This is a genomic window from Nocardia spongicola (genome assembly GCF_047200775.1).
Classification (GTDB): domain Bacteria; phylum Actinomycetota; class Actinomycetes; order Mycobacteriales; family Mycobacteriaceae; genus Nocardia.
Genome location: NZ_JBJZOO010000010.1, coordinates 76,836 through 94,631 on the forward strand (window position 1 = coordinate 76,836; position 17,796 = coordinate 94,631).

The 17,796-nt window shown below is 63.2% G+C and carries 18 protein-coding genes; 4 read left to right on the top strand and 14 right to left on the bottom strand.

The window, feature by feature from the left end:
* Positions 1–3 precede the first annotated feature (3 nt).
* The 3 genes from ACL02S_RS17885 to ACL02S_RS17895 all read right to left on the bottom strand — a co-directional run bounded on the left by ACL02S_RS17885 (position 4) and on the right by ACL02S_RS17895 (position 2,088).
* Positions 4–420 carry a PPOX class F420-dependent oxidoreductase gene (locus ACL02S_RS17885; RefSeq protein WP_412803636.1) on the bottom strand — a complete coding sequence of 139 codons (417 nt, stop codon included), beginning with the start codon at positions 418–420 and terminating at the stop codon, positions 4–6.
* A 136-nt stretch (positions 421–556) separates the two neighbouring features.
* Positions 557–1,558, bottom strand: a complete 1,002-nt coding sequence (locus tag ACL02S_RS17890) for an IPT/TIG domain-containing protein (RefSeq protein ID WP_412803579.1) — start codon at positions 1,556–1,558, stop codon at positions 557–559.
* Between the two features lie 152 nt (positions 1,559–1,710).
* On the bottom strand, positions 1,711–2,088 hold the full coding sequence (locus ACL02S_RS17895; protein ID WP_412803580.1) for a VOC family protein: 378 nt from the start codon (positions 2,086–2,088) through the stop codon (positions 1,711–1,713).
* 150 nt (positions 2,089–2,238) lie between these two features.
* Here ACL02S_RS17895 and ACL02S_RS17900 point away from each other — a divergent pair, with 150 nt between their 5' ends.
* Complete coding sequence (locus ACL02S_RS17900; RefSeq protein WP_412803581.1) at positions 2,239–3,021, top strand: TetR/AcrR family transcriptional regulator; 783 nt, start codon at positions 2,239–2,241, stop codon at positions 3,019–3,021.
* 304 nt (positions 3,022–3,325) lie between these two features.
* Here ACL02S_RS17900 and ACL02S_RS17905 read toward each other — a convergent pair whose 3' ends face one another.
* Positions 3,326–3,754: an Hsp20/alpha crystallin family protein gene (locus tag ACL02S_RS17905; RefSeq protein WP_412803637.1), complete on the bottom strand. Its 429-nt coding sequence runs from the start codon at positions 3,752–3,754 to the stop codon at positions 3,326–3,328.
* Positions 3,755–3,888: 134 nt separating this feature from the next.
* Between ACL02S_RS17905 and ACL02S_RS17910 the strand changes: the two genes are divergently transcribed.
* Positions 3,889–4,215 (top strand): MerR family transcriptional regulator, encoded by a 327-nt coding sequence (locus ACL02S_RS17910; protein WP_412803582.1) that lies wholly within the window; start codon positions 3,889–3,891, stop codon positions 4,213–4,215.
* Between the two features lie 13 nt (positions 4,216–4,228).
* On the opposite strand, the gene ACL02S_RS17915 is transcribed toward ACL02S_RS17910, so the two are convergent.
* On the bottom strand, positions 4,229–4,774 hold the full coding sequence (locus ACL02S_RS17915; RefSeq protein WP_412803583.1) for a carboxymuconolactone decarboxylase family protein: 546 nt from the start codon (positions 4,772–4,774) through the stop codon (positions 4,229–4,231).
* A gap of 229 nt (positions 4,775–5,003) precedes the next feature.
* Between ACL02S_RS17915 and ACL02S_RS17920 the strand changes: the two genes are divergently transcribed.
* Positions 5,004–5,888: an NERD domain-containing protein gene (locus ACL02S_RS17920; RefSeq protein WP_412803584.1), complete on the top strand. Its 885-nt coding sequence runs from the start codon at positions 5,004–5,006 to the stop codon at positions 5,886–5,888.
* Positions 5,889–5,891: 3 nt separating this feature from the next.
* Here ACL02S_RS17920 and ACL02S_RS17925 read toward each other — a convergent pair whose 3' ends face one another.
* From ACL02S_RS17925 to urtA, 6 genes are all read right to left on the bottom strand, one after another.
* Positions 5,892–6,587 (bottom strand): GntR family transcriptional regulator, encoded by a 696-nt coding sequence (locus tag ACL02S_RS17925; RefSeq protein WP_412803585.1) that lies wholly within the window; start codon positions 6,585–6,587, stop codon positions 5,892–5,894.
* A gap of 8 nt (positions 6,588–6,595) precedes the next feature.
* On the bottom strand, positions 6,596–7,288 hold the full coding sequence (gene urtE, locus ACL02S_RS17930) for an urea ABC transporter ATP-binding subunit UrtE (protein ID WP_412803586.1): 693 nt from the start codon (positions 7,286–7,288) through the stop codon (positions 6,596–6,598).
* 2 nt (positions 7,289–7,290) lie between these two features.
* The gene (gene urtD, locus ACL02S_RS17935) at positions 7,291–8,103 is read right to left on the bottom strand and encodes an urea ABC transporter ATP-binding protein UrtD (RefSeq protein WP_412803587.1); all 813 of its coding nucleotides are present in this window, start codon (positions 8,101–8,103) and stop codon (positions 7,291–7,293) included.
* Complete coding sequence (gene urtC, locus ACL02S_RS17940; protein ID WP_412803588.1) at positions 8,100–9,269, bottom strand: urea ABC transporter permease subunit UrtC; 1,170 nt, start codon at positions 9,267–9,269, stop codon at positions 8,100–8,102. The genes urtD and urtC overlap by 4 nt, the downstream gene beginning before the upstream one ends.
* Positions 9,269–10,153, bottom strand: coding sequence for an urea ABC transporter permease subunit UrtB (gene urtB, locus ACL02S_RS17945; RefSeq protein ID WP_412803589.1), 885 nt, complete (start codon positions 10,151–10,153; stop codon positions 9,269–9,271). The genes urtC and urtB overlap by 1 nt, the downstream gene beginning before the upstream one ends.
* 105 nt (positions 10,154–10,258) lie before the next feature.
* Positions 10,259–11,530: an urea ABC transporter substrate-binding protein gene (urtA, locus tag ACL02S_RS17950; RefSeq protein ID WP_412803590.1), complete on the bottom strand. Its 1,272-nt coding sequence runs from the start codon at positions 11,528–11,530 to the stop codon at positions 10,259–10,261.
* Between the two features lie 529 nt (positions 11,531–12,059).
* Here urtA and ACL02S_RS17955 point away from each other — a divergent pair.
* Positions 12,060–13,328 carry an IPT/TIG domain-containing protein gene (locus tag ACL02S_RS17955; protein ID WP_412803591.1) on the top strand — a complete coding sequence of 423 codons (1,269 nt, stop codon included), beginning with the start codon at positions 12,060–12,062 and terminating at the stop codon, positions 13,326–13,328.
* A gap of 230 nt (positions 13,329–13,558) precedes the next feature.
* Here ACL02S_RS17955 and ramB read toward each other — a convergent pair whose 3' ends face one another.
* The 3 genes from ramB to ACL02S_RS17970 form a co-directional block, all read right to left on the bottom strand.
* Positions 13,559–14,965, bottom strand: a complete 1,407-nt coding sequence (ramB, locus tag ACL02S_RS17960) for an acetate metabolism transcriptional regulator RamB (protein ID WP_412803592.1) — start codon at positions 14,963–14,965, stop codon at positions 13,559–13,561.
* A gap of 320 nt (positions 14,966–15,285) precedes the next feature.
* Complete coding sequence (locus tag ACL02S_RS17965) at positions 15,286–17,136, bottom strand: outer membrane protein assembly factor BamB family protein (protein ID WP_412803593.1); 1,851 nt, start codon at positions 17,134–17,136, stop codon at positions 15,286–15,288.
* Between the two features lie 168 nt (positions 17,137–17,304).
* Complete coding sequence (locus ACL02S_RS17970) at positions 17,305–17,772, bottom strand: DUF4254 domain-containing protein (RefSeq protein ID WP_412803594.1); 468 nt, start codon at positions 17,770–17,772, stop codon at positions 17,305–17,307.
* Positions 17,773–17,796 lie beyond the last annotated feature (24 nt).

Genomic DNA, 17,796 nt, shown 5'->3' on the forward strand with positions numbered 1-17,796 from the left:
GGATCAGAGCATGCCGTAAGCGTAGGTCGGCGTGAGCAGGACCAGGGCGCGGCGGTCGGCGACCATCGTGGTGCGGTATTCGTTCCAGTTCGGGTGTTCCCCGACGGCGGCGCGGTAATAGTCGACGAGCGCGTCGGTTGTGGGGTCGTCGGTGGTGGCGGCGACAGGGGTGAGTTCCACCGTGCCTTCGATCACCGCGTAGGCGAAGAAGTCGTCGCGGGTCATATGTAACGCCGCCCATGGATCGCGGACCAGGTTGTGGTATTTCGCGCGGTCGGCGGTGACGGAGATTCGGATGCGGTCGTCGGCGCCGACGACATGCAGCACATTGGACAGCTGCGGGCGTCCGTTACGGCGAATCGTGGTGAGCACGGATTGGCGGCGCCCGCGTGCGAAGTCGACTGCGGTGGAGAGGTCCATATCGGTATAACCCGTGCCTGCGATGGTCTCTTCCTGCTCGAAGCTGTGCGCTGACCGTGGCACCTGTCCCCGCGGTGGCCGAGCCCGTTGTATCGCTGTGGCTCCGCTGGGCTGTGTGGCGATAGGAGGCCGATGCTTACGTCGTGATACCGAATATGAGGTCGGTGGGGCTGGTGGCGACCGCGGTGGGGGTGTCGGTGCCGGTGATCGGCGCCGACATCACCTGGTCGGTAGCCGAGTTGGTGATGAACAGGGTGCTACCGGAGGCGGTGATATCCGTAGGGGCTGCCAGCCCGGTCACCAGCGGGGTCGGTGTGCCGCCGACGACCGGCACCGTCGACACCCGATTGAGCCCGTTCTCGCAGATGTAGATGAGGTCACCGATCCGGACGAGACCTGTGGGAAAGCTCAAGCCGGTCGCCAGCACGGTCGGTGTACCGCCGGCTCGCGGCACCGAGTACACAGTGCCTGGATTGGCGACATCGGTGAAGAACAGCAGGGTGAGCCCCGATCGAGTCGGCGATCCATCGGTGATTCCGAAGACGTTGGTGGGGCTGGTGGTGATCACGGTGGGGGTGTCGGTGCCGGTGATCGGCGCCGACACCACCTGATCGGTGACTTCGTTGGTGATGAACAGGGTATCGCCGGAGGCGGTGATATCTATCGGGCTCGCCAGCCCGGTTATCAGTGGAGTCGGCGTGCCGCCGGTGATCGGCACTGCCGATACCCGATTGGCCCCGTTCTCGCAGATGTAGAGGAGGTCACCGACCCGGACGAGACCGGAGGGAGCGATCAGGTCGGCTGTGGGCATGGTTGGTGTGCCGCCGGTTTGCGGCACCGAGTACACAGTGCCGGGTAAATCGTTATCGGTGAAGAACAGCAGGCCGGAGCAGTTGTAGGTGTAGGGCAGTGGATTGCTGGTGCCGTCGAGCAGGGCGGCGACGGTGACCTCGACGGTATCGGTGCCGGGTGGGGCGATGGCGGTGATCCTGGTGTCGGAGACGAGAGTGAACGTGGTCGCCGTCGACCCGAACATCACGGTCAACGGGCCGGTGAACCCGCTGCCGATGATCTGTACCGTGTTGCCGCCTGTCAGGGGGCCGAAACTGGGGTCGAGCGAGGTGAGCACCGGCGCCATCGAGGGTCTCCGAACGGGGAAAGTGGTTGTTCTGCAACGAGTATCAAGTTATTTTCGTCACCACTGTATCCAGAGTCCACCATCGGTGCTTGTTCCTTTACGCGAGCGGCACGATTCCCGCCGGGAACCGTGCCGCTCGCGGGCGTATGTGCCTACACCCATTGCAGTAGTTGGATGGTGATCCCGTTCGGGTCGCTCATCTGGAAGTACCGTTCGCCCCATTCTTCGGTCTCGATCGGCGTCACGATCGGTACTCCCTCGTCGCGCAACCGGGCGTACTCGGCATCGATGTCATCGACAACGAAGGCGACGAGCACGCCTTCACCCGAGCTTCCCGCCACGCTCTTCGGTTTGAAGCTCGCCAGCCCGGTACGCAGATAGATGACATTCATCCCGGCGTCAGGCCGCTGCAGTGAGACGAAGCCGTCGGCCGACACCTCCACCGTGAACCCGAGGTGGTCGATCAGGAATTTCGCGGAGCTGTCCGGATCGGGGACATTGAGCGAGATAGCGGAAGCGGTGATGTTCATCGGTTCTCCCTGTGTTCGGCCGGGGGTGTCGGCATAGGCGATTTACTCTGTACTTAGTACTATGTACTTTGTACAGAAATATTACGCCGCATGGGCTGTGATCTGGAACACGTCGATATCATCGGGGTTCGGTCGGGTCAGGAGGCGATGGTGGGACAGCAGAAGGAGCGCAGCGGCTCGGGTGATCCGGTGCGCACGTTGGAGTTGCTCTGGCGAGTTCCGCAGGCTTCCGGCGCGGTTCGCGGCCCGAAACAGCGCAGCAGTGTCGAGGCGGTCGTCGACGCGGCACTGCAGATCGCCGATGCGGAAGGCATCAGCGCTCTCACGATGCGCGCGGTCGCCGCCAGGCTCGGTGTGACCCCGATGGCTACCTACACCTATGTGCCGGGAAAGGCGGAGTTGATCGATCTCATGCTCGACACGGTGTACGCGCGTATGGAGCGTGCCGAGCTGAGTGGACTGTCTTGGCGCGAACGGGTCGCCCGTATCGCCGCCGAGAATCGCGCCATGCTGGCACGTCATCCGTGGGTGGCCTATCTGCCGACCACCCGCCCGCCGCTCGGCCCTGGTCTCGCCGCGAAATACGACCATGAGCTCCGGGCATTCGATGGACTCGGGCTCGATGATGTCGCCATGGATGCCGCACTGACGTTCGTGCTCGGCTTCGTCACATCCGTCGCCCGCATCGCTATCGACACCGAGCGCGCGGCGGCCGACAGCGCCATGTCCGATCGGCAATGGTGGGAGCTGGCCGCGCCGGTGCTGGCGGGAGTTTTCGATGAGCAGCGCTATCCGTTCGCCGCAAGGGTCGGTGCGGCCGCTGGTCAGGCGTATGACAGTGCCTACAGCGCCGATCATGCCTATGAGTTCGGCTTGGCTCTGGTGTTGGACGGTTTGGCTCGCCGCTTCGAGGGGGCGCGAGCCGAGGATTAGGCGCGTGCTGCCGAAACGGAGCGAGGCGGGTCCGGTCGGATGATCCGGACCCGCCTCGGAGAGGGGAATGTGTTGTTTCCGATGGAGCTGTGGCACATGGTTCCGCACTACCGGCATCTGCAACGGCTGGTGGTAGTGCGAGGTACAGATCGTGCCGGGTGCTGTCATATGCCGAGGCCGCGGTAATAACAGCACCGCTGTCTGCGAAGTTTCTTGCCGAATGCTCGGGTACGGGCATCACCTCGCTCTCGGGATAATTTCTCTGGTGTGGTGTGCCGGACGCGGCAGCGCCGGTCCGGGGCACTCAGGCGTTGATGGCCTCGCGCCTGGAGCTGTGTTCGACTTCGATCTTGCGCGGTTTGGCTTTTTCCGCGACCGGGATCACCAAGCGCAGTACGCCATCGGTGTAATCGGCGCGAATGCGATTGGTGTCCAGCCCCTCGCCGAGGAAGAGTTGCCTGCTGAATACGCCACGGGAACGCTCGGCGGCGATCATCTCCCGGTTGGAGTCCAATGTCGGGCGCGAGGCCCGCACGGTCACCACATTGCGTTCGATATCGAGGTCAAGCGACTTCGGGTCGATCCCAGGTAAATCGAGTTCGACCAAGAACTCGTCACCCTCCCGCCATGCGTCCATCGGCATCAGGGCAGGGCGGGCAGCGGTCCCGAGAACCTGCTGAGCGAAGCGGTCCAGGTCGCGGAACGGATCGGTACGCATCAGCATTGTCGCCATCTCCAACTCCATTCTTCGTGTGGTTGTCAGATAACCTCTGCTATCTGACATAGATTTTTTATAGCACTGCAAACTAGTAAGAGCAAGGGTTTAAGATAGAAAATCTCGAAGCCAGAGCAGGAGTGAGCAAGGTTATGCCCCCAGGCAAGCGCGAACACCGCCCCCCTGGCCCTGACCAGGCGGTTTACGCGATCTCAGTGGCCGCCGAACTGTCCGGAATCGGGGTCCAGACTTTGCGACTGTACGAACAGCACGGACTGATCACACCGGCCCGCAGCAAGGGCGGCACCCGCCGCTATAGCGGTGCCGATCTCGTCCACCTGCACCGCATCACCAGCTTGGCCGCACAAGGTGTCAACCTCGCAGGCATCGCCCGCATCCTCTATCTCGAGGACGTCATCGCTGAACTGAGCGCTGATAACGACCGCTTGCGCGCCGAGCGCCGCGCGGAGCGGGAGTAGCGGCAGCCGAGCCTCAGAGGCCGTCGCGCTGGATCCGCAGGGCGGTGATCGTGGTTGCCAGTCCGTCGTATTGATTGATCAGTAAGACGATTTCGATCAGACTGCGTTCGTCATAGTATTTCGCCAGTTCGGCCCAGGTGTCATCGTCCAGGTCGCGGGTGTTTACCAGACGATCCACCGCGTTCAGCAGCGCGCGGTGTTTATCCGACCAGCCTGCCGCGGTCGGCCCGGTGCGCAGCCGATCGAGAATCTCGCCGGTTACGCCCGCGCGTCTGCTGAGCCGGATGTGATGGTCCATCTCGTAGGCACAGTCACGCAACTGCGCGACGCGAATGATGACCAGCTCGGATTCGTAGCGGGGTAGCCGCCCACCGGGCATGAGCTTGCCCGAGTAATGCAGCCAGCCACGGAACAGCCCGCGGGTGCGACCGAGGGTGCTGAACAGGTGGGCATCGCTGGTGCCGGTGGCGCGAGAAACTATCTGCCAGACAACCCAGTTCACCGGACCGAGTTCCCGGATCCGTCCTGGTGAGATGCGCGGTTGCGATGCTGAGACCATGCTGGTTGCCACCTCTTCGTGCGGTGTGCGGCCGGAGCCGATGCTGACCGAGTGCTGAGCCTACCGGCCGATATTTCGTGGCGTGCGACGGCGTTGTTTTCCTTTCCAGTGGTTTTCGGCGGGGTGCACCGGCATCATCAGTATCGGTGTGGGTCACTGTGGCCGCGGAGAGTTCACGACCCAAAGGGGTCGACAACAGGTCGGCAGGGGAATGGATGCTGGTGAGAACATGTTGGTGAGAATCGGGCCAGGAGCAGAGCTTTCCGGTGCCGAGCGAGAATTCGTCGAGTGCCTGCGGTCGTACCCGACAACCGGCTTCGCCGCGATCGAGATCGAGGCGGACAGCCGGAGAGTCGACGCGGTGGTCTGGACACCGCGCGGGCTGACCGTTCTGGAGGTGCACGGATTCCGGCGCAAGCAGAGCGGCATCTTGAGCACACCGGCAGGCGAACCATGGAAGCTCAGCGATGCGCGGGTGGAGCTGGACGATCAGGATTCCGGGAATCCCGCCGATCGGGTAGAGCACGGTATCTATGCCGTCAAACGCATGTTGGAGCGGGCACTGCGGGATCCGGGGCATATCAGTGGCGCCGTTGTGCTCGTCCCGTTTCGCGGCGCTGTGGTCCGTCCGGCGCGCACCACACTGCGTCCCGGTCTGGACGTCATCGTCGGTAATCGGGTCGATGCGACCGAATTGCGCATCTATTTGGAAGGATTCTCCGCCGGCCCGCCTAACTGGACTGCGGACCGGGTGCTCAGTGCGTGCGATGCGCTCGGTCTAGCGCAGCTCGCCCCGTCCCGCACCGAACTGCTCGACGCCGGATTCGCGGAGAATGCGCCGGAGCAGGCGAAAACAATCGCGCGCAAGCCCAAACCACGCCATGAGCCGACACCAGGCACCGCGACCAAAGGCCAGACCTACGCGGGCTGGTCTGTCGTGGCGATCGCGATGATCGGCCTCTTGTTCGTATTCGCTGTGATCGTCACCGCACTGGTGCGTGATTCGACGCGGCAAGACCAGGAAACCGGTGCGGCGACGCCGAGCGAGGTACCGACATCGAGCTCGGTGCCCGAGCGTCCCAGCGAATGCTGGCCGTTCCAATCGGACTGCTGATCGTCAATTCCGCACGGCTCCGGCCAGTTTGGTCAGCAACAGCGCGTGCTCGGCGCGGGCTCGCACATGAGTGCGGGAGGTATCGATATGAGCGATGAGGGTATTCGACGCGGTGCCTACCGCGCCCGCGAGCAGGAGTTCGGCGATGGCGATGTGCTCGGCGGACATGGTGGCGATCCGTTCCGGGGTCGGCACGTCCAAGGTGCGCACCGGGCGCACCCGGACGTACACCGCGCTGAGCGCGTCGGCGAGCGCGGCATTGCCTGCGGCGGCCAGCAGGGTGGTGTGGAACTTTTCGTCGGCGGCCACCAAGGCGGGCCCTGGTTCGGGTGGATTATCGCGTAACGCGCGCCAGGTATCGAGTTCTACCCGTACCGGATCCAGGTTGTGCGTTGGTTCGTGTGTCTGGAGCCGCTGCATTCCCCTCGCCTCCAACACGATCCGTAATTCGTAGAGTTGATCGAGTTCATCGAGCCTCGGCCGGTACGGATACAGGCCGTCCGGTTGTCGCTCGACCAGCCCATCGGCCTGTAACCGGGCCAAGGCCTCGCGCACCGGGGTGCGCGAGACCCCATAGCTCTCGGCGAGGCGTTCTTCACCGAGCCGCTGGGTCGGCGCGATGGCTCCGGTAGCCAGATCCCGGCGCAACGACTCGTATACGAGCTCACGCAACGGGATCCGGTCCCTGTCGCGGGTCATGGCGGAACTCAGATCGCCATCGCCGAGCGGACTGCGCTCTCGGCCGCGGCGCCACCCTCGCCGGTAGCGGTCACCCGCCCCGACTCCAGCACGTAATAGCGCTGCGCCGCCTGTAATGCGAACCCGATGTGCTGTTCGACCAGCAGCACACTCAATCCGCCGCGCTGGGTGAGATCGATGATGGTGCGCTCGATCTCGGCCACCACCGATGGCTGGATACCTTCGGTCGGCTCGTCCAGAATGAGCAGTTTCGGTTCGGTGATCAACGCCCTGGCGATAGCCAGTTGCTGACGCTGGCCACCGGACAGCAGCCCCGCTTTCCTGGTGAGTAGCTCGCGCAGCGCGGGGAACAGATCGAGCGATTCGTCGATCAGCGCCTTGCCCCGTTTACGCCCGTCCGCGACCACCTGTAAGTTCTCCGCGGTGGTCAGCTGCGGGAAACTCTGCTGCCCTTGCGGCACGTACGCGATCCCATGGCGTACTCGTCGTGACGGGGACAAGGTGGTGATGGTCTTGCCGTCGAACTCGATCCGGCCCGATTTCGTGCCGACCAGACCGACGGCGGTGCGCAACAATGTGGTTTTCCCCGCACCGTTATGGCCCATGATGGCCACCACACTGTCCTCGGGGACGGTTACCGAAACACCGTGGATCACCTCGGTGCGGCCGTAGCCGGAGTGGATATCGATGAGTTCGAGCATCCTTATCCCCTTTCCTCTTCCGGCTGCGACGCCGCGACCGCGGCGGTGCCGAGGTAGACCTCTTGGACCTTCGGGTCCGCCTGCACCTGCTCCACGGTGCCCTCGCTGAGTACCGTGCCGCCCGCGAGGACAGTCACCGAACTGGCGAAGTTGCGCATGAAGTCCATATCGTGCTCGACCACAACCACCACTCGTTCGGCGCCGATACGATGCAGTAGCTCGCCGGTCTGGTCGCGTTCTTCCGCGCTCATCCCGGCGACCGGCTCATCGAGCAGCAGCACGGAGGCGTTCTGCACCAGCAGCATGCCGATCTCCAGCCATTGCTTCTGCCCGTGTGCCAGCACACCCGCTGGTTTATCGCGCAGATCCGCCAGACCGGTGGTCTCCAGTGCCTCCTCGATGCTCGGCAGCACCGAGGTGCGGCGGCGCAACATGGTCAGTGCCGAGCGGCCCGCGCCCGCCGCGATATCGAGGTTCTGCAGCACGCTGAGTTCTTCGAATACGCTCGCGGTCTGGAATGTTCGCCCCACCCCGAGCCTGGCGATCTGGTGCACCTTTTTGCCGAGCAGTTCGACGCCGGTTTTCTGCGCCGATCCGGTGGCGGGAACCAATCCGGTGATCGCGTCGATGAGCGTGGTCTTGCCCGCGCCGTTGGGGCCGATGAGGAAGCGGACATCGCCTTGTAATACCGTCAGGTCGACCTCGGTGACGGCCTTGAAGCCGTCGAAACTTACGGACAGACCCCGAACTTCGAGGTACTCACTGGACATCCCGGCATTGCCGCCGAGCTTGGGTTGGGGTGTGGTCTCGGTCATCGGGAGTCTGCTTTCTGCGAGGCTGAGTTCTGCGTGGCAGGGGTCTGCGTCGCTGGTTCCTCCGGTGTCCCGGCCGCCGTGGCTGGGGCGGGTGAACGCCGGAACCGGTCGTTCCATACGCCCTTGACCATCGGCCATAGTCCGGCGAGTCCGGCCGGTATGAAACCGACCACCACGATGAACAGCACACCTTGCAGATAGGTCCACCCGGACGGGAACTGCTCCGAGAAGGAGGTCTGTGCCCATGCCACCCCGATCGCGCCGAGCACCGGCCCGAGCAATGTGGTCCGGCCGCCGATCGCCACGCCGATGAGGAAAGCGATGGACGGTACGACGCCGATATCGGCGGGGGAGATGATGCCGACGATCGGAGTGAACAGCGCGCCGGCGATACCCGCGAAGAACGCGGCGACCACGTAGGCGACGATCTTCACATTCGCCGGGTCGTAGCCGAGGAAACGCACGCGTTCCTCTTGGTCGCGCACCGCGACGAGCAGTTCGCCGTACCTGCTGTGCATCAACTGCCGGACCAGTGCCACCACCACAAGCAGCGTGCCTGCGGCGATGAAGAACAGCATGCGGCGGTTGACCGGATCGGTCAGCCGGAAGCCGAAGAAGGCACGGAAATCCGATAGACCGGTGAACCCGCCGATGGCCTGCTGGCCGGTCAGGAAGATGGCCATCGCGGCGGCCAGCGCCTGGCTGAGAATGGCGAAGTAGGCGCCTTTCACCCGGCGCTTGAACACACCGTAGCCGAGTACCGCGGCGACCAGCCCAGGCAGCAGCAGAATGCCGAGCAGCGCCACCGGTGCCGAGGCGAATGGCCGCCAGAACGAAGGCAATTCGCGAATACCCGCGATATCCATGAATCCAGGCACGTCATTGCCGAGCCGGGCGGCATCGGCCATTTGCAGATGCATGGCCATGATGTAGGCGCCGATACCGAAGAACACGCCTTGCCCGAGCGTGAGCATGCCGCCACGGCCCCAGGCCAATCCGATGCCTGCCGCGACGATCGCGAAGCACAGGAATTTCGCGAGCAGGTTGAGCCGGAAATCGCTGAGCACAGCAGGGGCGACCGCGAACAGCAGGATCGCGGCGATCGCGAATCCGGTCGACGTGGTGAGCCAGGAGTGCGTGCGCCACCGTTGTACGAGTGTGGTCATCAGGCCAAACTCCTTGTCCGGACGGTGAACAGACCCTGCGGGCGAACCTGCAGGAAGATCACGATGATGACGAAGACGATGACCTTCGCGATGGACGCGGTGGTCGAGTATTCGATATAGGAATTGAGCAGCCCGAGCGCGAACGCCGCGATCACCGTGCCCTTGATCTGACCGAGCCCGCCGATGACCACAACGAGGAACGCGTCGATCAAATAGCTCTGGCCGATGGTCGGACTGGTTGAACCGATCAGCGTGAGCGCGACACCGGCGACCCCGGCCAGCCCCGAGCCGATGAAGAAAGTGCTGATATCGGTGAAACGGCTGGATACACCGGATGTTTCGGCCAAGCCACGGTTTTGCACCACGGCGCGAATCCGCCGCCCCAGCGGTGTGGTCTTGAGTGCTGTCGCCAGTGCGATCACCGCGATGATCGCGAGAGCGAGGATGAAGATACGCGATTTCGGTACTACCGCACCAAGGATCGTGACGCCGCCACTGAGCCATTCCGGCGCGACGACATTCTTGGCGGGCGCGCCGAAGATATCGCGGGCCAGCTGCTGTAACACCAGCCCGACACCGAAGGTGACCAGCAGGGTGTCCAGCGGCCGGTCGTACATCCAGCGGATCAGGCCCATCTCCAATGCGGCGCCGAGCAGGCCACCGACCAGGAAACCGGCCAGCAGCGAGATGATGAGCGATACTCCTGCCGAGGAAACCACCTTCTGCACAACGTAGGTGGTGTAGCAACCGGCCATGATGAACTCACCGTGCGCCATATTGATCACTCCCATCTGACCGAAGGTCAGGGAGAGTCCGAGCGCGGCGAGCAAGAGAATCGATCCCAGGCTCAGCCCGGTGAAGAGCTGGCCGATAAGAACGTCCATGGGAGGAGACTCCTGTTGTCTGTCACGTTCGAGTGACCGCCGAAAGCGGTTGCGCGGATGCGGCGGTCACTCGAACGCGATTCGGGCCACGGAGGCAGCGGATTATTACAGGCCCTCGGCCCAGTCGTAGGACTTCAGGTACGGGTCCGGAGTGATCGGCCCGTTCGACTCCCACACGGTGTAGATCAGTCCGTCGGGGCGGATTTCCCCGATACGGGCGGTTTTGGTGATGTGGTGGTTGGAGCCATCGATGGTGACCAGGCCCTCCGGCGCTTCGAAGCTGACGCCGTCGGCGGCGGCCTGGACATCTTGCACTGCGAACGACTTCGCCTTCTCGACGGTGTTCTTCCACAGGTAGACCGACGTGTAGGCGGCTTCCATCGGGTCCGAGGTCGGCTTATCAGCGCCGAACGCGGCCTTGTAGTCGGCGACGAACTTCTTGTTCACCGGGTTGTCGATGGTCTGGTAGTAATTCCACGAGGTGAGCTGTCCGGCGATGTTCTGCACACCGATACCGGCGACCTCTTCTTCGGCGATGGACACCGAGACCACCGGCATCTCCGCGGCCGTGAGGCCAGCATTGGTGTACTCACGGAAGAACGCGACATTGGAATCGCCGTTGAGGGTGTTGAACACCGCGCCTGCTCCGGCGGCACGGACCTTGTTCACGATGGTGGAGAAGTCGGTGGAACCGAGCGGTGTGTAGTCCTCGCCCTTGATCTCGATACCGTTGGCCTCGGCATAGGCCTTGATCTCGCGGTTGGCGGTCTGCGGGAAGACATAGTCGCTACCGACCAGGTAGAGCGAGGTGATGCCCTTTTCCTTCAGATAGTCCAGCGCCGGGACGATCTGTTGGTTGGTGGTCGCACCGGTGTAGAAGATGTTCTTGCTGGCCTCTAGGCCCTCGTACTGCACAGGGTAGTAGAGCAGCGAGTTCAGGCTCTCGAACTTCGGCAGCATGGCCTTGCGGCTGGAGGAAGTCCAGCCACCGAACACCGCGGCGACGCAGTCGGAGCTGATCAGCTTCTCCGCCTTCTCCGCGAAGGTCTTCGGGTCCGAGGCGCCGTCCTCCAGCACCAGTTCGATCTGCTTGCCGAGGACACCTCCAGCGGCATTGATCTGGTCGACAGCCAATTTGGTCGAGTTGGCGACAGTGACCTCGGAGATAGCCATCGTGCCGGACAGGGAGTGCAGTGAACCGACCTTGATCGTGTCCTGCGACGTGTCGACACAGGATTCGGCGTTCGATCCGGTAGCCGAAGCATCATCCTTGGCGCCGCAGGCGGTCAGCAACAGCCCGGCGAGCGCGACTGCGGTCGGTACCGCCATCGCCTTGGCTATGCGCCGAGAGCGAGGAATGGTACGGGAATCTGACATGGGTGGACCCTTCTCCTCATCAGGTGGTGCGGCGACGCTGGTTTGCGCCGCGGCGGATACCTCCGTCGCGATCCCGGTCACGGCTGTAGACCGAGATGTATACAACGTCTGTATCCGTGATGCGAACGGTAGCCAGGAGTTGTTGCGCCGGTATATCTCTCAATGACGAGTCCGTTTCGACTGTTTCGTCCGTGTGAAGCTTTGCAGCTACTGGCTGGCGAATGAATGTGAGATTCAGTCGAACTTCCCGGTCGGGGCGTTGCGCCGATGCTCTTGCATGGTGTCGGGTGTCTGGTTGCCACATCTGGGCTGCGATACCCGCTGCCGGGCAATCATTGTCATTTCCGCGAGGCTTGGCCTCGGGGATGTGGGGTTGGGATGAGAGTCCTGTCGTGGGGATTCGTTGTGTAACTGCGATCGGGGAGGCGTTGCGGAACTGCTAACGCCGAAGGCTTACTGGATACAGCGGTATCGCGATCACGCTGATATCCGTTGCGGAACAATCTCTTCCCAGTTGGGAGGCTTTCTGATGGCGCCGGTGCTGACTTCGCTGAATCCCAGTTCCGGTCCTCCGGCCGGCGGCAATACGGTGGAGATCGTCGGTAGCGGGTTCGCCGGTGTCGGTCCGTTGTCCGTGCGGTTCGGAGCGACGGCGACTACGTTCACCATTGTTTCCGATACCCGGATCGATGCCATCGCCCCACCCGGCGCCGGTACGGTCGAAGTCACTGTCGCCGCCCTACTGGACGGTACGAGTAATGCACTGCCCTACACCTACGGTGGTTCCGGCCTGTTGTTCTTCACCGATGCCATCAGCACCGTGTATTCGGTGCCGCAGACCGGTGGCATACCCACTGTGTTGGTGACCGGCCTGAGCTCTCCCCGAGGTCTCATCCGGGTCGGTGACCTCCTCTACATCTGTGAGACCGGGGCTGATCTGGTGTCGACGGTGCCGACAACCGGTGGCACGCCGACCCCGCTGGTGACCGGTCTGCTATCCCCTGCGGGTATCACCGTCTCCGGCAGCACCCTGTTCATTACCAACGTGAGCACCAGTCAGGTGGTGTCGGCGCCGATCACCGGCACCGCGACCCCCACGGTGATCGCCACCAGCCCTACCTCCGTATCCGGTATCACCAATGGTTCGCCGGCCCAACCGGGGGTCGTGCCGTTCGCGGCTGCCCTCCTGGCTGCGCCAGTGCTCACGTCGCTCAACCCGATTTTCGGTCCTCCGGACGGTGGAAACACGGTGCAGATCGTCGGGAGCGGATTCTCCGGCGCCGGTCCGCTGTCCGTGATGTTCGGTACGACGGCAACCACGTTCACCATCGTCTCCGACACCCAGATCAACGCCATCGCCCCGCCCGGCGCCGGCACCGTCGATGTCACCGTCACCGCCCTGCTACACGGTACGAGCAATCCACTGCCTTATACCTACGGCGGCCTGCTGTTCTTCACCGATACCGGCAACACTGTGTATTCGGTGCCGCGGACCGGGGGGACGCCGATACCGCTGACGAACGGCCTGGTTATCCCCGAGGGTCTCGTACGGGTCGGTGACCTCCTCTACATCTGTGAGGCCGGGCTCGGTCTGGTGTCAACAGTACCGGTCACCGGAGGTGCGCCGACCCCGCTGGTGACCGGTGTGGCAGACCCCAGGGGCATCACAGTCTCCGGCAGCACTCTGTTCATCGCTGCCCGGGGCACCAGTCAGGTGGTATCGGCGCCGATCACCGGCACCGCAACCCCCACAGTGATCGCTACCAGCCCTACCATTGTGTCCAGTATCACGACGTGAGCGGCGACCCGACCATCGAAACCTGTGGCCCAGACTGCTGCACTGTGTGGCACGGGCGATGTAAGGCGGTCCGGGAAACGCGAAATCACCGTCATCTATCGCTGCGAGTCATTGCAGCGGCCCAGGTCGACTCGATCGGCGGAGTTGTGTGCTCATCGGTTACGGCAGCGCCTCCGCCGAGGACCAGAACCCGACTCGGCATCGGAGCGGTGAGGCAGCGTGATCCCGGACTATTTCAGGACATACGGCGATACCGAACTGCGGTGTTCGCTGATGTCGAGCACTCTGCCGAGCGGCGGGAACGCGCGCTGCGGGCAGTTGGCCCGCTCGCAGACCCGGCAGCCCGCGCCGATCGGTGTCGCCTGCACTTCGTCGAGATCGATGCCATCGGCGTAGATCACCCGGCCCGCATGCCGCAGTTCACAGCCGAGGCCGATGGCGAAGGTTTTACTCGGTTGGCCGTAGCGTGTGGCGCGACGTTCCACGGTGCGGGCCACCCACAGGTATTTACGGCCATCGGGCATCTGGGCGATCTGCGTCATGATCTTGCCGGGATAGGCGAAGGTCTCGTAGACGTTCCACAGCGGGCAGGTGCCACCGCTGGCGGAGAAATGGAAACCGGTGGCGGATTGACGTTTGGACATATTGCCCGCCCGGTCGACCCGTACGAACGAGAACGGGACGCCACGCAGCGATGGCCGTTGCAGGGTGGAAAGCCGATGGCAAATGGTCTCGTAGCTTTGGCCGAACAATGCGGAGAGTCGCTCGATATCGTAGCGAAAATCCTCGGCGACCTCGTGAAAGTGCGTGTACGGCAGGACGGTTGCCGCGGCGAAGTAGTTGGCGAGACCGAGCATGGCCAGTTTCCTGGCATCTTCGGAGGCGAAATTCCCTTCGTCAACCAGCTTTTCCAATAGCTGTCCGCATTCGAAGTAGGCAAGTTCGGCAGCGAGTTTGAAGGTGCGCTGTCCACCGGAGATATGCGGAGCGATCTCCAGGTTCCTGGTCTGCGGGTCGTAGCGGTGCAGCACCCCTTCCCCGAGATCGATACGATCGGTGATCCGCACATCGTGCGCGCGCAGCATCCTGGCGACCTCGGTGCTCACATCACCGCCGTGGAAACGGATCCGCGCGGTGAGATCTTCTGCGGCCGTATCCAACTCGTGGATATAGTTCTGGCGCTGATAGAAGTAGTCGCGCACCTCCTCGTGCGGCTTACTGATCGCTCCGCTGCCCGCGCCATCGGCGAACCGGTCCTCGGTCGCGGCGGCCAGCTGTGCGGAGGTATTGCGATACCGGTTGTGCATATTGACCAGCGCGCGGGCCATGCTCGGATGCGCGGAGACCATATCCGCGATCTCCTGGGCATCGGCCTCGATACCCAGTTCCTGGTCCATCACCACCTCATGGAGTTCGGCGACGAGCCGGGTGTCGTCCTGGGCGGAGAAGAAGGTCGCGTCGACGCCGAACACATCGTTGATCTTCAGCAGCACCGGGACCGTGAGCGGCCGCACATCGTGTTCGAGCTGATTGAGGTAGCTCGCCGAGATCTCCAGCTTCTGTGCGAGCGAGACCTGGCTCAGCCCGCGTTCGGTCCGCAGCTGTCGTAGCCGGGCGCCGCCGTAAGTCTTGGCCATGCGTCCAGCTTATGGGCGTTTTCGGATCGGGATGCCGCTCGGTGTCCGGTAACGGGGTCGTGTGCGATCATCTACCGGACTCGATGCCAGGTGGTCGTCGATAGGGGTCGCTGCCACCTTCTGGTTTGTTCGTTTCTATCGTCGGCACCCCGAGCTGCGTGAGGAACTTGCGGATCATCGTGTCATCGACCGCATCGAATCGGGAGGTCTTCTCGATCCGGACGATCCGCAGGTGCGCATGGATCTGCGGGCGATGTGACGGTCGTGAACATGATGTGGACGTCAATCCGGGATCTGCGTGAGTGCGCGGTCCGATATCGTCAGTGTTCGAGTACCAGGCCGACGATGACGATCGGTTTCTTGCGATAGTCGCGGTCCGGCTCGTCGCCGGTCCGGCACAGTACGAGGAGCGCGCCATTGACTGGTTGTACCCCAACCGTATCCCGGGTTCTGCCGCAGTCTGACAGTATGTCTTCGCGGACAAATGAACCGTCGACCCGGCTCCACGCGCGGATCGGGCGCGTATGTGAGTCTGGATGGGGCCAATCGTCGAGTTCGATCAGCTGGTCGTTGAGGAAGGCGCGATTTGCCCGAGCTGCAGGGCGGTACCGCTCGGGCATTTGATAGCGCGGTGACTGTGTGTCGGCGTCGAGGATCTGGCTGATGATTGTTCGGTCAACGTTCTCGGCGACCAGTAGATCGCTGCCGTCTGGGCTGATGTCCTCGGGATACGGGTATTCAGTGTAGGTGACCGCGGAATCGAGGTCGGATGGCTCGGTGATCAAGATGTATCTGTATCTGGGATTCTCTGTTGTCCGCCAAAATAACTGGAGAGTATTACCCCATAGTCTCATGTCTAGCTCTTGGTCGGTGTCTTCACCGGTCGGCCTGTGGGCGATCTCGTTGGATGTGACGATTTCGCCGGTCTCGGCATCGATGGCGAGGACGTGCCACCAGGTGAGGTCTGCTCGGCCGCATTGCATCGCTCGGTAGATCGTCGTGCCGACCACAGCGTCTTTGAGCGGGTGCGACCATGAATTTCGTTTGGCGACTCGGCAGGAGGCATGATCGGTGTCGGTGATCCATCGGCGGTCTCCGGTGCGGGGTTCGTAACCTGCGACCTGCGTCGGGTTGGCCCGGACCAGGACAGCGCCGTCTCCCTGGGGAGACCAGGACCAATCGGCAGCATCACCATCGCGCTCGTAGTCGGACTCGGTCCACAGCAGCTCACCGGTCGTGGCGTTGAACCCGCGATAGCCGACGTGATACCAGTATGCGCTGACCACATTGTCGCCGATATATCGCAGTGAGTCGGGTGCCAAGGGGAGCAGTTCTCCCGACTGTGTCGTACGCCGGTAATGCCAACGCTCTGCACCCGTGCGCCCGTCATAGGCTGTCAGACCGCGACGGTCGCCGACCACGAATCCAGTTCCAGCTGCCGCTATCTCGAACGATGAGCTGTCATATATCCCGCCGGGCATAATGGGGATTCGGTAGCGTTCTGTGCCGAGTCGATCCGGAACGGCCGCCACCGGGTCTTCGCCTGCGGTGGTGTGGTCGATGTTCCAGGTGTCATCGCCCGCCCGGATTGCCACCGCGGACACCACGATCGCTGGGATGAGGCCGGTTAGGGTGACTATCCGGCCCCAACTCCGAATGCTCGGTGAGGCCGGGGATTCGGTCATGATCATTGCTGCGAGGATGAGTACAGCGCCGGTCATGATCAGGACGAAGGCCGCTGCGGCCGTGGGCATCCGGGTGAAGTAGGGGTATTCGGCGCGGATCTCGAAGTACTTCGACCACCAGCTGTCGCCGACGGCTATTCCGATGCCCGCGAGGAAGGCCAGTGACACCACCCAGCCCAGGAAAGGGTCCTTGCGCAACACCCAGCCCAGGAAAGGGTCCTTGCGCAACGGCGGAGGGTCCGGTCGGAAACGGTCAGTTCCGGGGATCGCCACCAGAGCCGTCAGAATCACGGCTCCAAGGACTATCGCTGTCGTCGCGACGAGTTCGGGAATCCCCTCGATCCCGGTTTCTCCATATCTATAGCTCAGATCCCTTGTGTCGGCAAAGAATCGGCTGAAGAGACCGAGTATCAGTCCACCGGAGACCAGCCCGAACCCGCTACCGAACGCAATATCGGCTGCCGCAAACTTGGTCGCGTTACGCAACCCCTCGCCCCCTCGGAAACTGGTGGTTCTCGTTTCGTGAGTGTAGCGTCGGCTCCTGGTTGGGCGGAACCAACGCTTTCGCGCGCACCAACTCTCCATCTGCCGGTGTGAACGGCTTGGTGTGGTGTTGACGCGACGCTACTCACTCGAATCGCGGAGTCTTCGTGTTCACGGCTGGTCGCGTGGGCCGCTGAGATAGGGGAGGCGCCGTTGGCCTGTCGCGATTTCGCAGGCGAGGTCCTGGTAGCCGAGCGCGAGTTCGGCGAGCCGCTCCCATGCGTCGTGGGTGGCCCATGCCGGTATACCGGGAGGGGTTCCGTAGGCGGATACCGAGAACTGTGCGAGTCGATCGATCACCATGCCCATGGTTTCGGTGTGCATATGGGCGCCGCCGTGCGGTAGCGGTGTCTCGGTGGCGACCCAGCGGTCGATGGCGAGGACCAGTTGGGCGCGGTGCCGGTCGATATCGTGTGTGTTGGCAGGCTCCGCGCGCGGGCCGTGCTCGGGTGACTGCGCGTGTAAGCGGCGCTCGTGTAATTCGGCGAGCCGGTGGGCGGACGCCAGAATCGGGTGGTCCCGGCGTGGCGTACTGCGGCATGCGCGCAGGAGGAGTTCTTTGCTCGGCAGTGGTTCCATCGTGCTGACCCCCTTGGGTCGAAT